Annotated in this window: 15 protein-coding genes, 2 tRNA genes and 2 rRNA genes; 8 read left to right on the top strand and 11 right to left on the bottom strand. The window is 63.7% G+C overall.

Annotated features, from left to right (window positions below; genetic code table 11):
• Positions 1 to 40: 40 nt before the first annotated feature.
• The 7 genes from ACN2C7_RS15295 to ACN2C7_RS15265 all read right to left on the bottom strand — a co-directional run bounded on the left by ACN2C7_RS15295 (position 41) and on the right by ACN2C7_RS15265 (position 8,791).
• A complete protein-coding gene (locus tag ACN2C7_RS15295; protein WP_419317917.1) occupies positions 41 to 1,129 on the bottom strand; it encodes a DUF2336 domain-containing protein in 1,089 nt (362 codons plus the stop codon).
• On the bottom strand, positions 1,129 to 1,806 hold the full coding sequence (locus ACN2C7_RS15290) for a hypothetical protein (protein WP_419317915.1): 678 nt from the start codon (positions 1,804 to 1,806) through the stop codon (positions 1,129 to 1,131). The genes ACN2C7_RS15295 and ACN2C7_RS15290 overlap by 1 nt, the downstream gene beginning before the upstream one ends.
• Before the next feature lie 60 nt (positions 1,807 to 1,866).
• The gene (locus ACN2C7_RS15285; protein WP_419321484.1) at positions 1,867 to 2,625 is read right to left on the bottom strand and encodes an ABC transporter permease; all 759 of its coding nucleotides are present in this window, start codon (positions 2,623 to 2,625) and stop codon (positions 1,867 to 1,869) included.
• 5 nt (positions 2,626 to 2,630) lie between these two features.
• On the bottom strand, positions 2,631 to 3,383 hold the full coding sequence (locus ACN2C7_RS15280) for an ABC transporter ATP-binding protein (protein WP_419317913.1): 753 nt from the start codon (positions 3,381 to 3,383) through the stop codon (positions 2,631 to 2,633).
• The gene (locus tag ACN2C7_RS15275) at positions 3,380 to 4,366 is read right to left on the bottom strand and encodes an ABC transporter substrate-binding protein (protein ID WP_419317911.1); all 987 of its coding nucleotides are present in this window, start codon (positions 4,364 to 4,366) and stop codon (positions 3,380 to 3,382) included. The genes ACN2C7_RS15280 and ACN2C7_RS15275 overlap by 4 nt, the downstream gene beginning before the upstream one ends.
• 72 nt (positions 4,367 to 4,438) lie before the next feature.
• Complete coding sequence (locus ACN2C7_RS15270; protein ID WP_419317909.1) at positions 4,439 to 6,511, bottom strand: ATP-binding protein; 2,073 nt, start codon at positions 6,509 to 6,511, stop codon at positions 4,439 to 4,441.
• Between the two features lie 456 nt (positions 6,512 to 6,967).
• A complete protein-coding gene (locus tag ACN2C7_RS15265; RefSeq protein WP_419317907.1) occupies positions 6,968 to 8,791 on the bottom strand; it encodes an ABC-F family ATP-binding cassette domain-containing protein in 1,824 nt (607 codons plus the stop codon).
• 211 nt (positions 8,792 to 9,002) lie between these two features.
• On the opposite strand from ACN2C7_RS15265, the gene ACN2C7_RS15260 reads away from it, so the two are divergent.
• Complete coding sequence (locus tag ACN2C7_RS15260; protein WP_419317905.1) at positions 9,003 to 10,898, top strand: ATP-binding protein; 1,896 nt, start codon at positions 9,003 to 9,005, stop codon at positions 10,896 to 10,898.
• A gap of 4 nt (positions 10,899 to 10,902) precedes the next feature.
• Here ACN2C7_RS15260 and hfaD read toward each other — a convergent pair whose 3' ends face one another.
• From hfaD to hfaA, 3 genes are read right to left on the bottom strand one after another with little or no spacing between them, the layout of a single operon-like run.
• A complete protein-coding gene (gene hfaD / locus ACN2C7_RS15255; protein WP_419317903.1) occupies positions 10,903 to 12,081 on the bottom strand; it encodes a holdfast anchor protein HfaD in 1,179 nt (392 codons plus the stop codon).
• Positions 12,059 to 13,075 carry a holdfast anchoring protein HfaB gene (gene hfaB / locus ACN2C7_RS15250; RefSeq protein ID WP_419317901.1) on the bottom strand — a complete coding sequence of 339 codons (1,017 nt, stop codon included), beginning with the start codon at positions 13,073 to 13,075 and terminating at the stop codon, positions 12,059 to 12,061. The genes hfaD and hfaB overlap by 23 nt, the downstream gene beginning before the upstream one ends.
• Positions 13,065 to 13,511 (bottom strand): holdfast anchoring protein HfaA, encoded by a 447-nt coding sequence (gene hfaA, locus ACN2C7_RS15245; RefSeq protein ID WP_419252090.1) that lies wholly within the window; start codon positions 13,509 to 13,511, stop codon positions 13,065 to 13,067. Before hfaA ends, hfaB begins: the two co-directional genes overlap by 11 nt.
• A gap of 161 nt (positions 13,512 to 13,672) precedes the next feature.
• Between hfaA and ACN2C7_RS15240 the strand changes: the two genes are divergently transcribed.
• The 3 genes from ACN2C7_RS15240 to kdsA all read left to right on the top strand — a co-directional run bounded on the left by ACN2C7_RS15240 (position 13,673) and on the right by kdsA (position 15,729).
• Entirely contained in the window at positions 13,673 to 14,320 is a 648-nt protein-coding gene (locus ACN2C7_RS15240; protein ID WP_419317899.1) for a rhomboid family intramembrane serine protease, read from the top strand.
• 58 nt (positions 14,321 to 14,378) lie between these two features.
• A complete protein-coding gene (locus ACN2C7_RS15235) occupies positions 14,379 to 14,810 on the top strand; it encodes a CBS domain-containing protein (protein WP_419252088.1) in 432 nt (143 codons plus the stop codon).
• A gap of 67 nt (positions 14,811 to 14,877) precedes the next feature.
• Positions 14,878 to 15,729: a 3-deoxy-8-phosphooctulonate synthase gene (gene kdsA / locus ACN2C7_RS15230; RefSeq protein WP_419317898.1), complete on the top strand. Its 852-nt coding sequence runs from the start codon at positions 14,878 to 14,880 to the stop codon at positions 15,727 to 15,729.
• A gap of 18 nt (positions 15,730 to 15,747) precedes the next feature.
• Here the strand turns inward: kdsA and ACN2C7_RS15225 are convergent, their stop codons facing one another.
• Positions 15,748 to 16,179: an RrF2 family transcriptional regulator gene (locus tag ACN2C7_RS15225; protein ID WP_419317896.1), complete on the bottom strand. Its 432-nt coding sequence runs from the start codon at positions 16,177 to 16,179 to the stop codon at positions 15,748 to 15,750.
• A gap of 909 nt (positions 16,180 to 17,088) precedes the next feature.
• Between ACN2C7_RS15225 and ACN2C7_RS15220 the strand changes: the two genes are divergently transcribed.
• From ACN2C7_RS15220 to ACN2C7_RS15205, 4 genes are all read left to right on the top strand, one after another.
• Positions 17,089 to 18,572 (top strand): 16S ribosomal RNA (locus ACN2C7_RS15220).
• A gap of 194 nt (positions 18,573 to 18,766) precedes the next feature.
• Positions 18,767 to 18,843 (top strand) — tRNA-Ile (locus ACN2C7_RS15215).
• 71 nt (positions 18,844 to 18,914) lie between these two features.
• Positions 18,915 to 18,990, top strand: a tRNA-Ala gene (locus ACN2C7_RS15210).
• A 253-nt stretch (positions 18,991 to 19,243) separates the two neighbouring features.
• Positions 19,244 to 22,033, top strand: a 23S ribosomal RNA gene (locus tag ACN2C7_RS15205).
• The 16S and 23S rRNA genes sit together here with 2 tRNA genes alongside, the layout of an rRNA operon.
• Positions 22,034 to 22,059: the final 26 nt, after the last annotated feature.

The following is a 22,059-nucleotide window of genomic DNA, read 5'->3' as shown; positions in this document are numbered from 1 at the left end:
AGGCGCAAGCAAGGCGGCCAGCGCCCCGCGAAAGCCGTGATCAGGCGGCGGCCCCGTCGCCGCTCTGACGGCGCAGACGCCAGAAGCGGATGGTCCGCAGCGCCGCGTCCCGGGGCAGGGCGCCATAGAGTTCGCCATAGACCTTGGCCTTGCCCATCACGTCGTCGGACGGATCCAGGATCAGCAGGGCGAAGGTCAGGAACAGAGCGCGGTCGAAATCGGCCGCCCTGCAGACCACGGCCAGGGCGTCCAGTTCGCGGCGCTCGAGGATCTTGCGGGCGGTGTGGAAGTCGATATCGGCCATGTCGGCCAGGGCGACCAGGAACAGCGTGGTCTTCTTGGCGCGCAGCATTCCGGCCAGGGCCTGGGGCGAGACGCCGCCCTTGGCCTTGATGGCGTGGAACTCGTGCTCGGCCTGGGCGTGGTCGAAGGGCAGGGCGCCGTCCTGGGCGGCCACGCGCTTGCGACCGGCATTGAGCGCAGCTTCCAGCGTGGCCGGATCCATGTCGGCGTTCTTCTCCATGATCCGGTCGCGAAGCTTGGCCTCGACCATGAAGTACATTTCGTTGAGCAGATCGACCGGCAGGCTGTGGCGGTCGATGACGGCCTCATGCAGGGCCGGATTGGCGGCGGCGCGGTCGACGACGGCCTCATGCGCTTCACGCGACAGTACAGCGCCTTCATTGCGCAGCAGGACGCCAAGCGTGTCGTCATCGCCGCGCTGGACGATGGCGTCCGATACCGCGCTGGGAACGCTGGCGCGCTGCGAGATGGCGCGCAAATGGTCCTGGCCGCGGGTGCGGGCCACTTCCAGCAGGTCTTCTTCCGAGAGGCTGGACGAGCCGCGCAGGATGGGCTGGGCGACGGCGATGCTGTCGAGGGCCAGGGCCCTGTTGAGGCCGCGCGGCGGGGCCGGCGCGTGGCTCAAGCGCTCAGCCAGCTCGACCTTGACAGCCTCTTCCATCTCGCCGGCCAGCTGGCTCATGACGTCGTCGAAAAGGCCCATCTGCACGGGGTCGTGGACATCGCCGGCGAAGAACAGATCGGTGACGCCGCGCAGCAGCTCGCGGCGCTTTTCGCTCGACGGCTCGTCGGCCAGGGCGATCAGGTCGTGAAGCCGGGACTGCATCAGAGCGACCGGTCCTTGTTGTCGCGCTCGCCGTCTTCGTCGCTGCGCGCGCCGGCCGCCAGCCATTCGGCCGAACCATGCCGGGGCTCGTCGTCCTTGAGGCGGGGCGCTTCTTCGGACGGAGCGATGAACACCATGCCGTTGGGCTGCAGCGGGGGCAGGGCGTCAGGCTGCTGGCCATATTGCCGGCCCACAGAATAGGTCCGGGCCATGCTCGGGGCCATGGCCTGCGACGGAGGCGCATAGGACGCCATCGTCGCGGGCGAGGCCTGGAGCTGCGCCGCCGGGATCGATGGGCGGTTGATCTGGGGCGGGGGGGCGATGGGCTGACGATCGGCCTGGGCGAGCGGCCCCGTGGGCTGTGGTCGTGCGCCAAGGCTCCGCCAGGGTTCCGACATCGGCGCCTGGGCCTGGGTGTTAGTCATGGTCTGGCGCGCCTGCGGCGCGACATAGGGCTGACGCCAGGGCTCCGATACGGGCTGAGAGCCTTGGGCGCGCGGCGCGGCGGACTCCTGCTTGCCCGCCCAGCTCAGGATCGGCCCGCCATAGCCCGACGCGGGGGTCAGGGCGCCCGTCTGGCGGCTTGGTCGCGGACCATAGCGGCTCTCGCGCGTGTCCTCGGCGCGCGCGGCGGACGCGGCGCAAGCAAGGACGGCGATGAGAACCATGGTGCGCATGAGGCGGCCTGACGGAGGACTCCGAGGCTTCAGCCTTAGCCTGCCCCGCTTAATCCGGACCTAACGTCCGCGCCAAACTGCGAGCAGTCGACGCTCGGCCAGCTCCATCAGGGCGTGAAGCGCCACACCCAGCAGGGCCAGGGTCAACAGGGCGGCGAACACGCGCGCCGTCTGCAGGCGATTATAGGCCTCCAGGATCCGCCAGGCGAGGCCCTGGGAGCCGCCTGAACCGGCGACGAACTCGGCTACCACGGCCCCGATTACGGCCAGGCCGGAGGCGACCTTGTGGCCTTCCAGAAGCGCGGGGACGGCCGAGGGCAGGCGCAGGCGCCACAGGCGCTGGGCTGACGATGCGCCATAGAGGTCGAAAAGGCGGGACAGGTCTGGATCCACGGCCTTCAGGCCGGTCAGGGCGCCCGAGAAGATCGGGAAGAAGGCGACGACGGCGGCCAGGCCGATCACGGCGCGTTCAGGATGGTCGATCCCCGCCCAGATGGTGACCAGCGGCGCGATGGCGACCAGCGGCGTGACTTGCAGCGTGACGGCGATGGGACGGATCGCGTCTTCCAGCAGGGGGCTCAAACTGACCGTCAAAGCCAGGGTGCAGGCCAGCAGGCTGGCGATGGCCAGCGCCAGCAGGGCCGTCGACAGCGTGCCCCAGGCCGAGGCCAGCAGCAGCGCCCAGCCCTCGATCAAGGCCGTCCAGATCGCGCTGGGTGGCGGCAGCAGATAGGCCGGCACGGCCAGGCGCGCGCAGGCCAGCTCCCAGCCCGCCAGCAGCAGGCCGATCAGCACGAGCGGCGACAGGAAGGCCGACAAGGTCCTCACGCGGCGCGAACTCCGGCCTGGGCCAGCAGGCCCGACACCGTCTCGGCGGCTTGGCGAAAGGCTTCGGTGGTGCGAAAGCCTGCGGGGCGGATCAGGGGGGCGTCGATGGCCACTTCTCCCGCGATGCGGCCGGGGCCGGGGGTCATGACCACGACCCGGCCGGCCATATAGACCGCCTCCTCGACATTGTGGGTGACGAAGATCATGGCCGGCGACAGCTCCCCGGCCAGGGCCAGAACGTCGTCGGCCAGGGCGCGGCGCGTGATCTCGTCCAGCGCCGCGAACGGTTCGTCCAGCAGCAGCAGGCGAGGGCGGGTGACCAGGGCGCGGGCCAGAGACACCCGCATGGCCATGCCGCCCGACAACTGAGCGGGCCGCGCCGCAAGCGCTTCGCCCAGACCGACCTTGGCCAGGGCCTGGGCGGCGGCGGTCATGGCGTCGGCATGCCGTTCGCCGGCCAGTTCCAGAGGGAGAGCCACATTGGCCTGGGCGCTGAGCCACGGCGCGAGCGTAGGGGCCTGGAAGACCACGGCAGTCTCGCCCCTGCCAGCGGCGCGGGTCACGGCGCCCCGTGTGGGCTGTTCAAGTCCCGCCAGCAAACGCAGGGCGGTGGACTTGCCGCAGCCGGACGGCCCCACGAGGGCGACGATCTCGCCGGCGCGCAGATCCAGATCCACCGGCCCCAGGACGCGGCCGCGCCTGGCGTAGTCGACTTCGACGGCGGAAAGAGTGGCGATGGTCAGTGTCATTGGCCCTTGGGCAGGAACTGCAGCGTGTAGGCGCCCTTGTAGTCCATATCCTTGGGATAGACGCCCTGATCCGATGCGACCTTGAAGAACTCCGCCCAGCGGGCGTCGGTCATCTGGCCAATGCCGTCCTTGGGGACGATGCCGTAGGACCGCATCTTCTCGCGGGCCTGGTCGAGGACGTCCTGGGTCATCTCAGGATTGTCCTTGAGGATGGCCGCGTCGCCCGGCTTGGCGTCGCCATAGAGATAGGATTTCCAGCCCGCAGCCGTGGCCTCGACGAAGGCCTGCGCGGCCGACGGGTTTTTGGCAATGAAGCTGTCGGGCATCAGAGCCATCGAGGCGTAGGCGGGATAGCCGCTGTCGGCCAGCAAGAACACCGCCGGCTTGATCTTGCCCTCCTTCTCGATGAGGTAGGGCTCGCTGGTGACATAGCCCTGCTGGACAATGCGCTTGTCGGCCAGGAACGGCGCAGCGCTGTAGTTGTACTTGCGCACTTGAGCGTCGGTGAAGCCGTACTTGGCCTTCAGCCAGACCCAGAAGGCGGTGATCGAGGCGTCCGCCAGCAGGATCGGGCGGTCCTTCATGTCGGCGATCGCGTTGATGCCCTGGCCGGGGTGGGCGATCAGCACCTGGGGGTCCTTGTCCATGAAGGCGGCAACGGCCTTAACAGGGGCCTTTTCCTTGGCCAGGTTCATGACGATGAAGCTGTTGGAGCCGACCCCGGCATCCACCGCGCCCGTGGCCAGCAACTGGGGCACGTTCACGCCGGGACCGCCCTGGATCAGGGTCACATCCAGCCCGCGCCTGGCGTATTCGCCAGTAGCCAAGGCCTGATAGTAGCCGCCAAGCTCGGCCTGGGCGCGCCAGTCGGTGGCCAGCTTCATGGCGGTGCGACCGGGAGCGTCGGCGGGTTCCTGCCCGGCGGGCGAGCAGGCGGCGAGCAGCGTGCAAAGGGTGAGCACGGCCAGTTTGCGGAAACCCATGAATCCCTCCCGGACAAGGTCGCGAGAGGTTAGGCGGCGCGGCCGCATCTTCCAAGAGCGAACGCGGTTCGGCTAGTCGATGCTGGTGGGAGCGGTCCGCCAGCGCTCGACCTTGGCATAGAGCACCTCGCGCTGAATCGGCTTGGCGATGTGATCGACCATTCCGGCCGCGTAGCAGCGCTCGACCTGCTGGGGCAGGGCGTCGGCGCTCATGGCGATGATCGGAACCCGGCTGGCGGGCGAGTTCAGGGCGCGGATGGCGCGGGTGGCGGCCAGACCGTCCATCAGCGGCATGTGGATATCCATCAGGATCATGTCGTACTCGCCGGTCGCGGCCGCCTCGACGGCCTGCTGACCGTTTTCGGCGATATCGACCTCGCAGCCGGCCAGGGTCAGCAGGGCGACGCCGATTTCACGGTTCATCGGATGGTCGTCGACCAGCAGGATACGGGCGGCGCCTGGCAAAAGGGGTGTCCGTTGCTCGGGAACGCCCAAGGACTCGGCGATCGGCGCGGCGATCTCCATCCAGAAGCATGAGCCGCGACCCGGCACGCTGTCGACGCCGATCTTGCCGCCCATCAGTTCGACCAGCGCCCGGCTGATCGCCAGGCCCAGGCCCGCGCCGCCATAGGTGCGGCTTGCCGAACTGTCGATCTGCGAGAAGCGCTGGAACAGCAGGGCTTGCTTCTCGATCGAGATGCCGGCGCCGGTGTCGGTGATTTCGAAACGCAATCGATCTTCATGATCGCCCGGCTCGACAATCAGGGTGGCGTCGATGCGTCCCGTATCGGTGAACTTCACCGCGTTGTTGAGCAGGTTGAGCAACACCTGGCGCAGGCGGGCGTCGTCCAGGTCGTGCAGGGCGTCGATCGGATCGATGATCTCAAGGTTCAGTTTGAGGCCCTTGGCGCGCGCCTCAGGCGCCATGATCGCGACGGTGTCGCGCAGCAGGTTGGCGGCCGAGGTCGGTTGCAGCAGCAGTTCCACCTGGCCGGCCTCGACCCGCGAGAAGTCGAGGATGTCGTTGACCACGGTCAGCAGGGCGCCGCCGGCGGAGTCGATCAGGTTTACTTGCCGGCGGGCGTCCGGCGGCAGGTCGTTGCGGGCCGCCAGCAGTTGGGCAAAGCCCAGCACGCTGTTCAGCGGGGTGCGGATCTCGTGGCTCATGGTCGCCAGGAACTCGGTCTTGGCCTCGGTCGCGGCCAGGGCGCGGGCGCGGGCGGCGCGGGTCAGCTGTTCGCGGCGCACCAGCAGGCGCTTCAGGCGCTCCTGCTGCGCCAGGGCCAGGCCGGTCGCCAGATTGGTGCCGAACAGCAGGCTGATGAAGACCTGGGCGACGCGGGTGGGATTGGCGGTTTCCCATCGCATGCCCATGGCCAGATAGCCGGTGGAAGTCACCAGGGGAATGGCGATAAAGGCCACCACCAGAGAGCTTTCCGCAGCCCCCCGGGCGCCCAGTCGAAAGGCGGCCAGCATGGCCAGGGGGAAGATCAGGAAGGGCGCCGGAACACCGTCAGGATGAAAGCAGACCGCAGTCATCGCGGCGATCGACGCATACAGCGCCAGGCGCTCGGTAATCGAGCGATGGAAGGCGCGACGATGCTCCGCGTCCAGCAACACCAGCACAGCGGGGAGCACGACGGCGAGCCCCAGGCCGCTTCGCGCGAACCAGGCCCACATCAAGGTCAGCACGGGCGCTCCCGAGATTATCGAGAGCAGCGGCGCGCAGATGATCGCGGCGGCTGCTGCGATGGGGGCGCCTACCGCGACGAGAAGCGCGAGCTGCCGCATTGTCCGCAGCCGCAGCAAACCGCCGGAAATCCGGCGCGCCACGGCCCAGACCGCATAGGCTTCCAGAACGTCGACGCTGGTGAAGAGCAAGGCCTTGCCGAGGCTGTCTCCGACAAGCAGGTCGATGATCAAATGGAAGACAATCATCACGCTGGTCAGGGCGATGCGGCGCGGCGCATTCAGCGCCATCAGACCGACGATCAGGAGGCCGTTCGCGGGCCAGAACGCCGCGACACCCAGATTGGTCCGGGTCAGGAAGTCGCTGAAGGCCAGGCTGGCGACGACGGCCACAGCCAAGCTCAGCAGCAGGGTGTTCTGCCGCCGTTGTTCTTGTTGTGCCAGCTGTTGCCGCATGTTTGTCCCGTCCCCCCGGATCAATACGCTTCCGACTGTTCAAGGTTGCTGCCCAATTTGGTCGCTGTGGCGCTTTGTCGCAGGCGATGATCGCTTTCGACTAAGGTCCGACCTTGAGCCACCCCCCTTTTACTTTGGCGGAGGCACGACAATGCATAAGACAGCGGGCGCTTCAAGCACAGGTCGCGTCTCAAGGCCGCTCGGCCGGTCGTTGCCGCGTTCCTGACAGGCGCTTGTCGGGGGGCGTCGGGGCAATCACCCGGCGAGCGGGTTGATCGCCGGCGAGCGGGTGACGCAGCGGCAGGGCTGCCAGACCCGCCGCCAGAACTTCAACGCCACCACAGTCCGCCATCGCTGGCGATCTTGGTCCATAGACCTATCCCGCTCCCTCGCCACACTGAGCGGAAGCCGGCATTCCAATAGCGCGCGAGCGGGAAGCGAGCGGTCGGGGAGCCGCTAGCTGGAAAGGGTCTCGCGCTTCTCTTCCAGAGCCATCCAGTCCTCTTCGGCCTGCGCCAGGTCAGCGCGGGCCTTGTCGAGGGTCTTCATGACCTTGTCGAAGCCGGCGGGATCGCGCGCGTAGAAGTTCGGATCGGCCAGCCTGGCTTCCAGATCGCCGATGATCTTGGGGCTGGCCGCGACCAGGGCTTCGCACTCCTCAAGCCGACGCTGATCCTTGTAGGACAGTTTGACGGTCTTCTTGGGCGGGGCGACTACCACCGGAGCGGCCTTGGCGGCTCCGGTGGCGAAGTCGCCGCCACCGGCGCCGCGCGCGCCCTTGAAGAAGTCGGGGCTCTGGTCGATCAGGTCGCTCCAGCCGCCCGGCGTTTCGATCACCTGGCCATGGCCGTTCATGGCGATGGTCGAGGTGGCCAGCCGGTCTATGAAGTCGCGATCGTGGCTGACCAGGATCAGCGTACCTTCGAAGTCGGCCAGTAGGTCCTCCAGCAGGTCCAGCGTGTCCATGTCCAGGTCGTTGGTGGGCTCATCGAGCACCATCAGGTTCGTGGGCGTGGCCAGGGCGCGGGCCAGCAGCAGGCGGTTGCGTTCCCCGCCCGACAGGCTGGTCACGGGCTGGCGCAGTTGGGCCTCGGTGAACAGGAAGTCCTTGGCGTAGCCGGCCACGTGCTTGGGCAGGCCGCGCACCAGGATGGAGTCGCCGCCGCCGGGAGTCAGGAAGTCCCAGACGGTGATCTTGTCCGACAGGGCCATGCGGGCCTGGTCGACATAGGAGATCTCGAGGTTGGTCCCCAGGGTGACCGTGCCGGAATCGACCGCCAGTTCGCCCAGCAGCAGCTTGACCAGGGTGGTCTTGCCCGCGCCGTTGGGGCCGACCAGGGCTACGCGGTCGCCGCGCAGGATGCGGGTCGAGAAGTCTTCGACGATCACCCGGTCGCCGAACTTCTTGGTGACGTTCTTGGCTTCGGCGACCTTCTTGCCCGAGGTCCCCGCCGCTTCGACAGCCATGTAGATGCTGCCGCGCATGTCGCTCTGGCGATCCTTCTTTTCGGCGCGAAGGTCCATCAGGGCGCGGCGGCGACCTTCATTGCGGGCCCGGCGCCCCTGGACGCCACGCGCCAGCCAGGCGTTCTCGCGCTCCAGCGCCTTGTTCAGGCGGCGCGCTTCGTCGGCGTCGGCGGCCATGACCGCCTCGCTCCAAGTCTCGAACTCAAGGAAGCCCTTGTCCAGTCGGCGCACCTTGCGGTGCTCGAGCCAGAAGGTGCGCTGGGTGACGCGGTTGAGGAAGGCCCGGTCGTGGCTGACGATCAGGGCGGCGCACTTGGAGCCGGCCAGTTCCTCTTCCAGCGTCTGGATGGCGAAGATGTCCAGGTGGTTGGTCGGTTCGTCCAGCAGCAGCACGTCGGGCTGCTCGGCGAAGGCGCGGGCCAGGGCCGCGCGACGCTTCTCACCGCCCGAAAGGCCTTCGGTGCCCTTTTCGGGGTCCAGGCCAAAGTCGGCCAGGGTGGCCTGGGCTTCGTAGTCCTGGGCGCCGCCGGCGGTGCAATAGTCCAGCAGGGTTGCGCCGGTGATCTCCGGCTCCTGGCTGACGAAGACAATGCGCGCGCCGGGCTGCACGATACGCTCGCCGCTGTCGGGTTCGGCGCCCTGGGCGGCCAGGATCTTCAGCAGGGTGCTCTTGCCTGCGCCGTTGCGGCCGACCAGGCACGCGCGGATGCGCGGCTCCAGCGCCAGGTCGACGCCGTCGAACAGGGGCTTGGCGCCGTCGGCTAGCCGGACGTCCTTGAGGGCGAGAATGGGCGCGCGGGCAGGGGAAGCCATAAGGTGCTCGTACTGGGGGAGGCGTCAGAGTGTCGCGGAGGATGCGGCCTATAACAGGGATGGCCGGGAAAAGACGCCAAAATCCGGGTGATCCGGCTCGATTACCTGGCAAGGCGTCATCTGGCGCGGGGCGCGACACAATCGCCCGTTAACAGGTGGCCAATCGCGACATGCCTAGGGTCAAGCTGTCCCTGAGAGATGAATGCGCGCCTTGTCGTCGAAAACCGGCATACCCACCGCTTCTGCTCGTCTTCCTTTCGCGGTGGACGGCTTCGACAGTCTGCGCCAGCCGGTCTGGGTGTTTGATGACGCGCGCAAGCGCAAGGTCTACGCCAATCGGGCGGCGCTGGAGCTATGGGGGGCGGCCTCTCTCGAAGAGCTTCAGGCGCGCGACTTCGCGGACCAGTCTCCGGCTGTGCGCATCCGGATGGACGCCATCAGTGAACGCATCGCCCGAGGTGAGACCGTTCATGACCGCTGGACCTTCTATCCCCACGGCGCGCCCGTCACGGTGCGAACAGCCATATCGCTCATTCCACTGCTGGATGGCGGATCGGGCATGTTGTTCGAGGCGGCCGAGGTCGAGGCGCAAGAGCATCGGGCCATAGAGGCCTTGCGGCACACCACGGTGCTTGTCGCTCTGTACAATACCGAGGGCGCGCGGCTGTTTGCCAACCCGGCGGCGATGGCCGCCTATCCGGCTGACAATGCCTCCTTCGTCGATTCCTTTGTGGATCGCGAGGCTGGCGAGCAGGTCTGGCGCAACGCCCTGTCTGGACGACCGGGCTTTGGGTCTTTCCTGCTGGCGACGTCCGCTGGCGCTCGCTGGCATAGCGTCGACGCCCGCTGGGCCCGTGACCCCGTCAGCGGCGACTGCTGCGTGCTGGTCAACGAGACCGACATCACCGCCGAGATCGAGGCCCGTTCGGCCCTGGGTGAGGCCCGCGAGCGCGCCGAAAGCGCCGTGCGGGCGCGTCAGGAGTTCCTGGCCAATATGAGCCACGAGCTTCGCACGCCCCTGACCAGCGTCATCGGCTTTGCCGACCTGCTGGCTGCCAGCGCTCTGGACGACGTGCAGAGCAGCCAACTGGGTCGAATCCAGGATGCAGGTTCGGCCCTGATGGCGACGCTGAACGATGTGCTGGACCTGTCCAAACTTGAGGCCGGCGGCGTCGAGCTGCAGCCCCGTCCGTTTGCGCTGCGGCCCATGCTCTCCCAGGCTGTCGGCATTGTGGAGGCTCAGGCCCTGGCCAAGCGCCTGGCTTTGAACATGACGATCCACGAGAGCTGTCCGGCCTGGATCGAGGGCGATCCGGAACGTCTGCGACAGGTGCTGGTCAATCTGCTGGGCAACGCCGTCAAGTTTACCGACGAGGGCGCCGTAGGCTTGACGATCACCCGCCGGCCCCACCCGGACGCCACCGTGGCCCGCCTGGAATTTGCCGTCAGCGACACAGGTGTCGGGGTGCCTGAGGCTATGTTGGGCATGGTCTTCGATCGTTTCGCCCAGGCCGGACCGGAGGTTACCCGACGCTTTGGCGGCACCGGGCTGGGGCTGACCATCACCCGGCAGCTGGTTGAAATGATGGGCGGCCAGATCGGCGTCGACAGCACGGCCGGTCAGGGCTCGCGCTTCTGGTGCGTCGTCGACCTGCCCGTCGCCGGCAGGATCGAGACGTCCGCACCGGCTGTCGCGCCGCGCATTGCGGGAGGCCTGCGGCTGCTGGTGGCGGACGATAACGAGGCCAATCGCGAACTGATCGGCGCTATCCTTCGGTCGGCCGGCCATGACGTCCTGGTCGTCCGCGACGGCGCCGAGGCGCTGGCGGCGGTTCGGTCGGGTGACTACGACCTTGTCCTGATGGACGTGCGGATGCCGGTGATGGACGGCCTGACCGCCACCCGCAGCATTCGGGCTCTGGACGGCGATGTCGCGGAGATCCCGATCATTGCCCTGACTGCCAATGTCCTGGCCGATCAGGTGGCCTTCTATCGCGAGCAGGGCATGGACGACCATGTCGGCAAGCCGATCAATCCGCGCGACCTGCTGATCAAGATCGCCCAGTGGAGCTCGGCAAGGGTCCAGCGAGACCCCGTAACCGCCTGACGCCTCAGGTGCCGGGCGAGCTCACATAGAAGCTGGCGTTGTTGCCGGTGGCGGTGGTGACGCCGCTGACCGACCGCGCCGAGCCTGCGGTGGTCGTGGTGCGGGCGCCCACCTCGGCGCTGTTGACCTGATTGTTCTTGATCGTCATCTGGCCGTTGCACTGCGAGCAGGCATAGCCGGTGACGGCATTGCCCATGGCCGTGGACGAGACCACGGCGTCATAGCCGTCATTGCCCTCGAAGCTGGCCACAACCTCGACGCCACCGCCCGCATTGGTCTGGATGTTGTCCAGCACAACCTCGGTTCCATAGTTGCCGACCAGGGCGGAATTGCCGACGCCATGGGCGCCGACCTGGGCGGCGCTGAACTGGTAGGAGGTCGCCTCGGCCTGGGCGCGGACATAGGCGGTGTTGTACTGGCTTGAGGCCACGTCCAGCAGCGGGCCTTCATTGGTCGCCGACAGGTTGTTGCCGCTGGCCGAGGCTGCCGTGCTGGTCAGGTAACTGGAGCCATAGGCCGTGAACTTGCTGGCCTGGGTGATGCCGGCATTGGACTGCTCGGTGATCACCCGCGCCGCCGACTGCTCGGTTCCCGACAGTGTGATGTTGTTGCCTGTCGCCGTGCCGGCGACGGCGGCGGTACCGGTGATCGCGCTGGCGATCGCGCCGCCATCGGCCAGGACATTGGCCGTATTGCCCTGGCTGACCCGCACGCCCATGGCGCCGTTGATCAGGGTCAGGCCCTGGCTGTTGCCCTGGGCCAGGGTGCTCATCGACATGTCGTGCAGTTCGGCCTCGTGAGCCTCAAGCTGGCTGCGCGCTGTGACCGGTCCGGTGTTCAGCTGGGTGGCGCGGCCCGTCAGCGTGCCGTTGTCTGCCGCCGCCGTACCCGCATTGCCGACCGCCGTGGTCGTGAAGTTGCTGTTGGCGCCGCCATTGGTCCCGACATTGACCACACCGTGCGCGAGGACCGCGCCGGCGTTTTCCTGGTTCGAGGTCATCGCGGCGTCGGTGTTCTGCACCGAAATCAGGGCGCTGTTGGCCGGCGCAATGGTGCTGGCGCTGAAGCCGTCGGTGACGGTCTCGACGTTCAGGGTCTGCTCGGCGAACACGTCGCCCAGATTGATCTGGTTGTTCAGAACCGTGCTGGGCGCGGTCTGGCTAGTAGCGACCCCGCTTAGCATCGCGCATATCGGGATCGCTGCGAGCGTTCCAGCGAGACGGGTCTTCGCGGGTCTGCGCATTGTTGGTTCCCAGATTGTTGTAGGCCGGCACGAAGGCGCCCGTCTGTCCGACGGTGGAATCGCCCATCGGGTCGTAGCGCATGCAGCCTTGCGGGCCTGGCATGCCGTAGAGATTGGCGCTGAACTCGACGACCGAGCGCTCGATCAGCGCCCGCACGGCCAGCTGGATCGGCTCCAGCGCGCCCCGGCCGCCCGAGATGTCGAACAGGTTGCCATTGAGGAAGTCGAAGACCCCCAGGCTGATCTCGCGGCCCACCACCTGCTTCTGGTAGGCGACGACGTCGACCACCTCCAGCGTGCGGGTGTTCACCAGGCGCAGGTCCAGCGCGATGTTCATCACGAACACCCGACGCTTGAAATTGCCCTTCAGGCCGTCGGTGTCCTTGTCGCCGGCATAGGCGTCGATGCCGGCCGAACGGATGTTGTAGTTCAGCTCGGTAATGCCGCCGACCACATAGAAGTCCGAGCCCGGCACCTGGCCGGCCAGGATGCGGCGATAGTCCACAGGCACGTCCGCGCTCGGATTGGGGCGGTCGCTGATCAGCTTGTTGTTGGCGTATTTCAGCTCGAACTCCGACACCGAGGTGTCGAAGCGCTCGACCATCGGCATGCCGGCCTTGGCGAAGGCGGTCATTGCCAGCAGGGAGGCGCCCTGGGTGACCTTGCGGCCCGAGCCGTCGGACTCTTCCTTGCCGGTATAGTCGGCGATACGGCCGATCGCGACGCGCGGCGCGGCGATGCGGTTCTGCTTGGCATACTGGTTGAGGCAGACCAGCGCCGCCGAATAGTCGGTCGGGTTGGCGGTGACGGGCGCCTTGCCGATCGGCTTGGCGTAGTTTCCCTCCATCGACACCTTGGGCATGCCTGTTCCGCACGCCGTCAGGGCGGTGCAGGCCAGGACCGCCCCGATGAACGCGAGACGCTTACTTCCCATCGGATCCGCCCTTGACCGACGATCCCGCCGAGATGTTGCCGGTATTGGTCTGGGTCGAATTGACGATCACCGTATTGTTGTTGCCCTGGGTGATGACCGTCAGATTGTTGCCGATCGCCGTCGAGCTGCTGTAGCCGCGACCCCCGACGCCGGAATAGGCGTCTAGCGACCCCGAGGAATTGCTGGACGAATAGACGCTCTGGTCGGCGCCGGTCAGCATCACGCCATCGACCACGACGCGGTTGCCGTTGGCGTCGCGGGTCGAATATTCGACCATGCGGCTTTCCTGGCCGGCGATACGGCCATAGCCGGCGTTGAAGGCGGCGGAGTTGCTGGACATCGTCTGGGCGCCGGCCGCGCCGAGCGCGCCAAGGCCCACGACGGCGGCGGTGAAGCCTGCGCCAAAGCCGATGCTGTTCTTGATCTGCCAGGCCATGAGAGCCTCCGCGACTGCCGACCCGAAGGTGCAAGCAACCCTCGTGCCAAATTCATACAGTCTCTGGTCTAGCGCCAAGGTCTCGCAAATTGGTTAAGCGAGAGAGGGTGCGACCCTGAATCGCGTGCGCCCCGCGAGTCGACCGCCTAGGTAAGAGTGTGATGACCCCCGACCGTCCCGACGACCGCCCCGAACCGATCTTCAACGCGCCCTGGCCGGCGGTGCTGGCGGCCGTCAGCATCCTGCTCCCGAACCTGGTGCTGGGCGGGGCCAGCGACGAGACCGTCTATCGCTTGGCCTTGGAGCCGGTGCGGATCTGGCGCGGCGATGTGGCGGGGCTGGTGACGTCGCTCTTTGTTCATGGCGGCTGGATTCACGCCCTGATGAATGCCGCCTTCGCCCTGGCCTTCGGCGCTCCGGTTGCGCGCCTGCTGGGTCTGGGGGTGAGGGGAGGGAGCGTCTTCGTCGTCTTCTATATAGTGTGTGGCGTCCTGGCCGGTCTGGGCTATGCGGCGATCCATCCGGGATCGACCAGTCTGGTCGTCGGCGCTTCGGGCGCTGTGGCCGGCCTGATGGGCGCCGCCGCCAGATTGATGGATCGGCCCGGGCGGCTGAGCAGCCCGCTTGCGCCGCGCGCCCTGTCCCTGGCTCTCAGCTGGCTGGTCATCAATCTGGTGATGGCGGCGCTCGGGGGTTTCCCGGGCCTGACGGGAGCCGTGGCCTGGGAGGCGCATCTGTTCGGCTTCGCGGCCGGGGCCCTGCTCATCTCGCTGGCCGTCCGCCTGAGCCCAAATTCAGAGACCCATTGATCCCCGAACCGCTTTGCGAGACCCTCCTTATTATAAGAACGAACAAGGGAGATGCGCAGTGCTGGTTTCTCAGATCCTGAAAGACAAGGGCGACCTGGTCTTCACGGCCTCGCCGCAGGAGACGGTAGGAGCGGCTGCGGCCCTGCTCCATACCCGCCGCGTGGGAGCCATGGTCGTCCTCGACGCCGACGAAGCGATTGTCGGCATTCTGTCGGAGCGCGACATCGTGCGTGTGATCGCCAAGGAAGGTGCGGGCGCCCTGAACAAGCCGATCGCCGCCTGCATGAGCGCCGAGGTGATCTTCGCCCAACCCGAAGAGTCGATCGACATCCTGCTCGAACGCATGACTGACCGCCGCATTCGTCACCTGCCGGTGGTGCGCGACGGGCGGTTGGTCGGGATCATCTCGATCGGCGATCTGGTGAAGTACAAGATCAATGAGGCCCAGGCGGAGGCCGAAGGGCTCAAGGCCTATATAGCGGCGGGGTAAGGTCTCCGCTTACAGAGGGTGCGGCGGCCGGCTTGGCCTGACCTTTTCCGGTGAGAGGGCCTAGCCCATGGCCGTCGTCCATTTGAAGCGTTGGAACCTGTCGATCGGCGCGGGCCAACCCTTGGTCGTGATCGCCGGGCTCAATGTGCTTGAGAACCTTGAGCTCGCGCTTGAGGTCGGCCGGTCGCTCAAGGCCGTCACGGCTGACCTCGGCCTGCCGTTCATTTTCAAGGCCAGTTTCGACAAAGCCAATCGCTCCTCGATCAAGAGCTATCGCGGCCCAGGACTTAAGGACGGTCTGGCAATGCTGGCGGAAGTGAAGCGGCGATTGGACGTTCCGATCGCTACCGACCTGCACGAGATCGATCAGGCTGGGCCGGTGGCCGCCGTTGCCGATCTCGTTCAGATCCCGGCCTTCCTTGTGCGCCAGACCGACTTGATCGTCGCGGCCGCTCGGGCGACCCAGGCCGCCGGCGGTTGCCTCCATATCAAGAAGGCTCAGTTCCTGGCGCCGTGGGACTGCAAAAACATCATCGAAAAGGCCCGGGAGGCCGCCCCGGGCGTCGACATTGTCTTGTGCGAGCGAGGGAGCGCGTTCGGCTTCAACAATCTGATCGTCGACATGCTGGGCATTGGCGAGATGCAGAAGCTCGGGGTTCCCGTGACGATTGATGCGACCCATTCGGTGCAACTACCGGGCGCCGATCCGCGCACCCTTGGCGCTTCGACGGGCGGCCGGCGCGAGGGAGTGCCGATCATCGCCAAGGCAGCGGTGGCAGCGGGCGCCGATGGCGTGTTCCTGGAGTTTCACCCCGATCCCGACAAGGCGCTGTGCGATGGGCCGAGCTGTCTGCCGCTCGACGCGGCCGCCGGCCTGCTGTCGACCCTCAGGGCGATCCACCGCGCGGTGCGTCTATAGAAGTGGGGAAGGGGCGCTCTATCCGCCCAGCAGTTCAGCGCCTTCGCCGGCGGCGGCGTCTGCCAGGCTGTAGCCTTCCAGAACCAGGGCCGTGGCGTCGCGGGCCTTGAGTAGCGCCTCGCGCAGGGCGCAGCTGGCCAGGTCGCGGCAGTCCTCGCAGCGGCGGAAGGCCGTGCGGCTGACGCAGGGGGCTAGGGCCAGGGGGCCGTCAACAAGGCGGATGACCTCGGCGAAGCTGATCGCTGTGGCCGATCGGCCCAGCATATAGCCGCCGAACTTGCCCCTGCGGCTGACCACCAGGCCCTCGCGCGCGAGAGCGAGAAGGATAGCCTCCAGAAACTTGCGGGGTGCGTCGGCGCGGATCGAAAGCTCGCCCGCCGTGACCTGCCCGTCCTCGCGGGCCAGTTCGATCATCGCGCGCAGTGCGTATCGGGCCTTTTGGGACAACATGGACGCTCGTGCTCCTCTAATCTCGACTTCTGGGGGAGGAGAAGGCGAGGCGCAAGCATCCGTGCACAGGTCAATGGTCCGCCTGGGGACATTTCAGGGGTTTAGCGCTTGCGAGTCCGCTGGGGGGTCTCTAGAAGCCGCCCCTCGCCTCGGGGCCAACGCCCGTCGGACGAAATCAAGGCTTTCGGGCCTTGCTTTTCGGAAGATGGATCGATAGGTTCCGCAGCTTCAATCGAACCGGTCACGGAAATGACAAGCGCTCCTTACATCGCGCTTACGGATCCGTTTTTGTCTCTGGATGCGGCGCTTGCCGGGCTGGAGACAAAGTTCAGAACGGTCGGTTGACAGGGAGTTTTGGTTTCGTTAGAAGCCGCCCTCCTTGAGAAATACCAAAGAGGTTCGCAAGAACTTCCAAGTATTTCGAAAGTCTAGTTGGTTGTTTTTTCGAAGATTTCTTCAAAATAATAGCTTGACTAGATTGGCTGGTTTCTTTAGAAGCTGCCAACTCTTCCGGATCTGCCTTCGGGTTGGTCAAGTTGAGAAAGTCAGATGGTTTTGCAAAAAACGATTTGACACGGAATTCGAGGTTGGATAGATAGCCGCCTCCGCCGACACCGGGCGCTAAACGGTGGTGCTGCTGAGAGGCGGTTCTGGGAGCTTCGGCTCTGGGTCTTTGACATTGTTGATTTGGAAAGAGAAACGCAGGCGGCGGCGCTCTGGCGATAGACTGAAAAGGTCTATCTCGAACGCTGACAAATGCGGTCTCTTGAAGATACCATGAATATCATGGACTGAAGGCTTCGGTCTTCAATCCATCGATGTGATTGGGAACTCGTCAAGATACTATGCAAACCAGAACCAATTCCTCGGTTTTCCCCTTGGAATTGAAGTCTGTGTTAGCGGTCAACTCAACCTGAGAGTTTGATCCTGGCTCAGAGCGAACGCTGGCGGCAGGCCTAACACATGCAAGTCGAACGGATCCTTCGGGATTAGTGGCGGACGGGTGAGTAACACGTGGGAACGTGCCTTTTGGTTCGGAACAACTCAGGGAAACTTGAGCTAATACCGGATAAGCCTTTCGAGGGAAAGATTTATCGCCATTAGAGCGGCCCGCGTAGGATTAGCTAGTTGGTGGGGTAAAGGCCCACCAAGGCTACGATCCTTAGCTGGTCTGAGAGGATGATCAGCCACATTGGGACTGAGACACGGCCCAAACTCCTACGGGAGGCAGCAGTGGGGAATCTTGCGCAATGGGCGAAAGCCTGACGCAGCCATGCCGCGTGAATGATGAAGGTCTTAGGATTGTAAAATTCTTTCACCGAGGACGATAATGACGGTACTCGGAGAAGAAGCCCCGGCTAACTTCGTGCCAGCAGCCGCGGTAATACGAAGGGGGCTAGCGTTGCTCGGAATTACTGGGCGTAAAGGGAGCGTAGGCGGATAGTTTAGTCAGAGGTGAAAGCCCAGGGCTCAACCTTGGAATTGCCTTTGATACTGGCTATCTTGAGTACGGAAGAGGTATGTGGAACTCCGAGTGTAGAGGTGAAATTCGTAGATATTCGGAAGAACACCAGTGGCGAAGGCGACATACTGGTCCGTTACTGACGCTGAGGCTCGAAAGCGTGGGGAGCAAACAGGATTAGATACCCTGGTAGTCCACGCTGTAAACGATGAGTGCTAGTTGTCGGCATGCATGCATGTCGGTGACGCAGCTAACGCATTAAGCACTCCGCCTGGGGAGTACGGTCGCAAGATTAAAACTCAAAGGAATTGACGGGGGCCCGCACAAGCGGTGGAGCATGTGGTTTAATTCGAAGCAACGCGCAGAACCTTACCACCTTTTGACATGCCCGGACCGCCACAGAGATGTGGTTTTCCCTTCGGGGACTGGGACACAGGTGCTGCATGGCTGTCGTCAGCTCGTGTCGTGAGATGTTGGGTTAAGTCCCGCAACGAGCGCAACCCTCGCTATTAGTTGCCATCAGGTTTGGCTGGGCACTCTAATAGGACCGCCGGTGGTAAGCCGGAGGAAGGTGGGGATGACGTCAAGTCCTCATGGCCCTTACAAGGTGGGCTACACACGTGCTACAATGGCGACTACAGAGGGCTGCAATCCCGCGAGGGGGAGCCAATCCCTAAAAGTCGTCTCAGTTCGGATTGCACTCTGCAACTCGAGTGCATGAAGTTGGAATCGCTAGTAATCGCGGATCAGCATGCCGCGGTGAATACGTTCCCGGGCCTTGTACACACCGCCCGTCACACCATGGGAGTTGGCTCTACCCGAAGGCGCTGCGCTAACCGCAAGGGGGCAGGCGACCACGGTAGGGTCAGCGACTGGGGTGAAGTCGTAACAAGGTAGCCGTAGGGGAACCTGCGGCTGGATCACCTCCTTTCTAAGGACTGCTTCTCCAGGCTTCGGCCTATTGAAGCGTCTAAAATATACAGATGAGCGGATCGCCGCCGTCTTCGTTTCTCTTTCCACTCCTTGATAACCGATCAGGTTATCGAGGCGATCGCGAGCCCAGGAACGGGTTCCGTTCAGATTGGCCTTTGGCCATGAGGACGGGATTTGGTCTATGCGGCCTATGGGCCCGTAGCTCAGTTGGTTAGAGCGCACGCTTGATAAGCGTGAGGTCACAAGTTCAAATCTTGTCGGGCCTACCACTCTCCACCCTGAACCGCGGAACGTAACCGACCAGGCTCTCCTGGGCTTAAGCAGCTTACACAGTGTGTAAGGGGCCATAGCTCAGTTGGTAGAGCGCCTGCTTTGCAAGCAGGATGTCGTCGGTTCGAATCCGTCTGGCTCCACCATCCCTTCATTCGGAAGGTTTGGTAACGCGATCGAGGATTGATCAAGTTTGCAGCTGCGACTGTTGCCTCAATGAGGCATGCGCGGTCTGCGATAATGACATCGTGAAGGTAGGGTTCTCCCGCCGTCTGTATCTCCCCTTGGGGATGCAGCTGGTTTTAGGGCGGACTTTGAAGAAGACATCAAATGTCTGACTGAATACAAAGCGCATGCGAGCCGTCCCTAGACGGTAAGCGCATGGGTTTTGCTGAGAACGATCAAGCGCATAAGGGCTTCTGACGGATGCCTTGGCATTGAGAGGCGATGAAGGACGTGGCACGCTGCGATAAGAGCCGGGGAGGCGCGAGCACCCTTTGATCCGGCTATCTCCGAATGGGGAAACCCACCTTTATGGTCACTCCACTTGTCTTCGGCTTCGGCCGAATACGTAGTGGGTTGGTCAGAAGAGGTATAATGGGCTGAATACATAGGCTCCATTAAGCAAACCCAGGGAACTGAAACATCTCAGTACCTGGAGGAAAGGACATCAACCGAGACTCCCGTAGTAGTGGCGAGCGAACCGGGACCAGGCCAGTGCTGTCGTGACATAAAGCTGAACGACTTGGAAAAGTCGGCCATAGTGGGTGAGAGCCCCGTAAGCGTCAAATAGCGACAGACTCGAGTAGGGCGGGACACGTGAAATCCTGTCTGAACATGGGGGGACCACCCTCCAAGCCTAAGTACTCCTCAATGACCGATAGTGAACAAGTACCGTGAGGGAAAGGTGAAAAGCACCCCGACAAGGGGAGTGAAACAGATCCTGAAATCGGAAGCCTACAAGCAGTCGGAGCCACCGAGCGTGGTGACGGCGTACCTTTTGTATAATGGGTCAGCGACTTCATGTGCCGTGCAAGCTTAAGCCGTTAGGTGTAGGCGCAGCGAAAGCGAGTCTGAATAGGGCGAATAAGTACGTCGCATGACGACCCGAAACCAGGTGATCTATCCATGAGCAGGTTGAAGGTAAGGTAACACTTACTGGAGGACCGAACCGGTGAATGTTGAAAAATTCTCGGATGACTTGTGGATAGGGGTGAAAGGCCAATCAAACCTGGACATAGCTGGTTCTCCGCGAAAACTATTTAGGTAGTGCCTCGGACGTATTCCTTGGGGGGTAGAGCACTGAATGGATGCGGGGGGAGCGATCTCTACCAATTCTAATCAAACTCCGAATACCCAAGAGAACTATCCGGGAGACACACGGCGGGTGCTAACGTCCGTCGTGAAAAGGGAAACAACCCTAACCATCATCTAAGGCCCCCAAGTTCTGGCTAAGTGGGAAACGATGTGGGTTTGCTTTGACAACCAGGATGTTGGCTTAGAAGCAGCCATCATTTAAAGAAAGCGTAACAGCTCACTGGTCAAGCGAACCTGCGCGGAAAATGTAACGGGGCTCAAGCCAGACGCCGAAGGTATGGGTGTGCAGTTTACTGCACGCGGTAGCGGAGCGTTCCGTAAGCCGTTGAAGGTGAGGCGTGAGCCTTGCTGGAGGTATCGGAAGTGAGAATGCTGACATGAGTAGCGATAAAGAGTGTGAGAGACACTCTCGCCGAAAGCCCAAGGGTTCCTGCGTAAAGCTAATCTGCGCAGGGTTAGTCGGCCCCTAAGGCGAGGCCGAAAGGCGTAGTCGATGGGAATCAGGTGAATATTCCTGAACCAGTTGGAAGTGACGGATCTGGTAAATTGTCTGGGCTTATTGGATTGTTCTGGGCAGTGAACAGGTCCCTGGAAATAACTCCAACGGAGACCGTACCCGAAACCGACACAGGTGGGCAGGTAGAGTATACCAAGGCGCTTGAGAGAACCATGCTGAAGGAACTCGGCAAATTGCACGCGTAACTTCGGGATAAGCGTGACTCTGCTTTGGGCAACCAGAGTAGAGTGGCACAGGCCAGGGGGTAGCGACTGTTTATCAAAAACACAGGGCTCTGCGAAGCCGTAAGGCGACGTATAGGGTCTGACGCCTGCCCGGTGCCTGAAGGTTAAAGGGAGTTGTGCAAGCAGCGAACTGAAGCCCAGGTAAACGGCGGCCGTAACTATAACGGTCCTAAGGTAGCGAAATTCCTTGTCGGGTAAGTTCCGACCTGCACGAATGGCGTAACGACTTCCCCACTGTCTCCAGCATGGGCTCAGCGAAATTGAATTCCCCGTGAAGATGCGGGGTTCCCGCGGTCAGACGGAAAGACCCTATGAACCTTTACTGCAGCTTCGCCTTGGCGTTAGCAACAACATGTGTAGGATAGGTGGGAGGCTATGAAACCGGGGCGCCAGTCTCGGTGGAGCCATCCTTGAAATACCACCCTTATTGTTGTTGACGTCTAACCGCGGCCCGTTATCCGGGTCCGGGACATGGCGTGGCGGGCAGTTTGACTGGGGCGGTCGCCTCCCAAAGTGTAACGGAGGCGCGCGATGGTGGGCTCAGACCGGTCGGAAATCGGTCGTCGAGTGCAATGGCATAAGCCCGCCTGACTGCGAGACTGACAAGTCGAGCAGAGACGAAAGTCGGCCATAGTGATCCGGTGGTCCTGCGTGGAAGGGCCATCGCTCAACGAATAAAAGGTACTCTAGGGATAACAGGCTGATTTTGCCCAAGAGTCCATATCGACGGCAAAGTTTGGCACCTCGATGTCGGCTCATCACATCCTGGGGCTGGAGCAGGTCCCAAGGGTTCGGCTGTTCGCCGATTAAAGTGGTACGTGAGCTGGGTTCAGAACGTCGTGAGACAGTTTGGTCCCTATCTGCCGTGGGTGTACGAGACTTGAGAGGATCTGTCCCTAGTACGAGAGGACCGGGATGGACACACCTCTGGTGGACCTGTCATGGCGCCAGCTGTGCAGCAGGGTAGCTAAGTGTGGACTAGATAACCGCTGAAAGCATCTAAGCGGGAAACTAACCTCAAAACAAGGTCTCGCTGAGAGCCGTGGAAGACCACCACGTTGATAGGCCAGGTGTGGAAGCGCTGTGAGGCGTGTAGCTTACTGGTACTAATAGCTCGATAGGCTTGATCGTTCTTCAGCCAAACCTATGCAAATGCT

The sequence above is a fragment of the Caulobacter sp. ErkDOM-E genome (assembly GCF_048541895.1).
Taxonomy (GTDB): Bacteria; Pseudomonadota; Alphaproteobacteria; order Caulobacterales; family Caulobacteraceae; genus Caulobacter.
The sequence above is the reverse complement of the archived record's forward strand: the minus strand, read 5'-3'. Positions and strand labels throughout refer to the sequence as shown.

Coding starts and splice junctions, on each gene's coding strand:
- hfaA (WP_419252090.1), bottom strand. CDS start 13,511: ATGGCCTGGCAGATCAAGAACAGCATCGGCTTTGGCGCAGGCTTCACC.
- kdsA (WP_419317898.1), top strand. CDS start 14,878: ATGGCCGTCGTCCATTTGAAGCGTTGGAACCTGTCGATCGGCGCGGGC.
- ACN2C7_RS15265 (WP_419317907.1), bottom strand. CDS start 8,791: ATGGCTTCCCCTGCCCGCGCGCCCATTCTCGCCCTCAAGGACGTCCGG.
- hfaB (WP_419317901.1), bottom strand. CDS start 13,075: ATGGGAAGTAAGCGTCTCGCGTTCATCGGGGCGGTCCTGGCCTGCACC.
- ACN2C7_RS15225 (WP_419317896.1), bottom strand. CDS start 16,179: ATGTTGTCCCAAAAGGCCCGATACGCACTGCGCGCGATGATCGAACTG.
- hfaD (WP_419317903.1), bottom strand. CDS start 12,081: ATGCTAAGCGGGGTCGCTACTAGCCAGACCGCGCCCAGCACGGTTCTG.
- ACN2C7_RS15270 (WP_419317909.1), bottom strand. CDS start 6,511: ATGCGGCAACAGCTGGCACAACAAGAACAACGGCGGCAGAACACCCTG.
- ACN2C7_RS15290 (WP_419317915.1), bottom strand. CDS start 1,806: ATGCGCACCATGGTTCTCATCGCCGTCCTTGCTTGCGCCGCGTCCGCC.
- ACN2C7_RS15280 (WP_419317913.1), bottom strand. CDS start 3,383: ATGACACTGACCATCGCCACTCTTTCCGCCGTCGAAGTCGACTACGCC.
- ACN2C7_RS15275 (WP_419317911.1), bottom strand. CDS start 4,366: ATGGGTTTCCGCAAACTGGCCGTGCTCACCCTTTGCACGCTGCTCGCC.
- ACN2C7_RS15240 (WP_419317899.1), top strand. CDS start 13,673: ATGACCCCCGACCGTCCCGACGACCGCCCCGAACCGATCTTCAACGCG.
- ACN2C7_RS15295 (WP_419317917.1), bottom strand. CDS start 1,129: ATGCAGTCCCGGCTTCACGACCTGATCGCCCTGGCCGACGAGCCGTCG.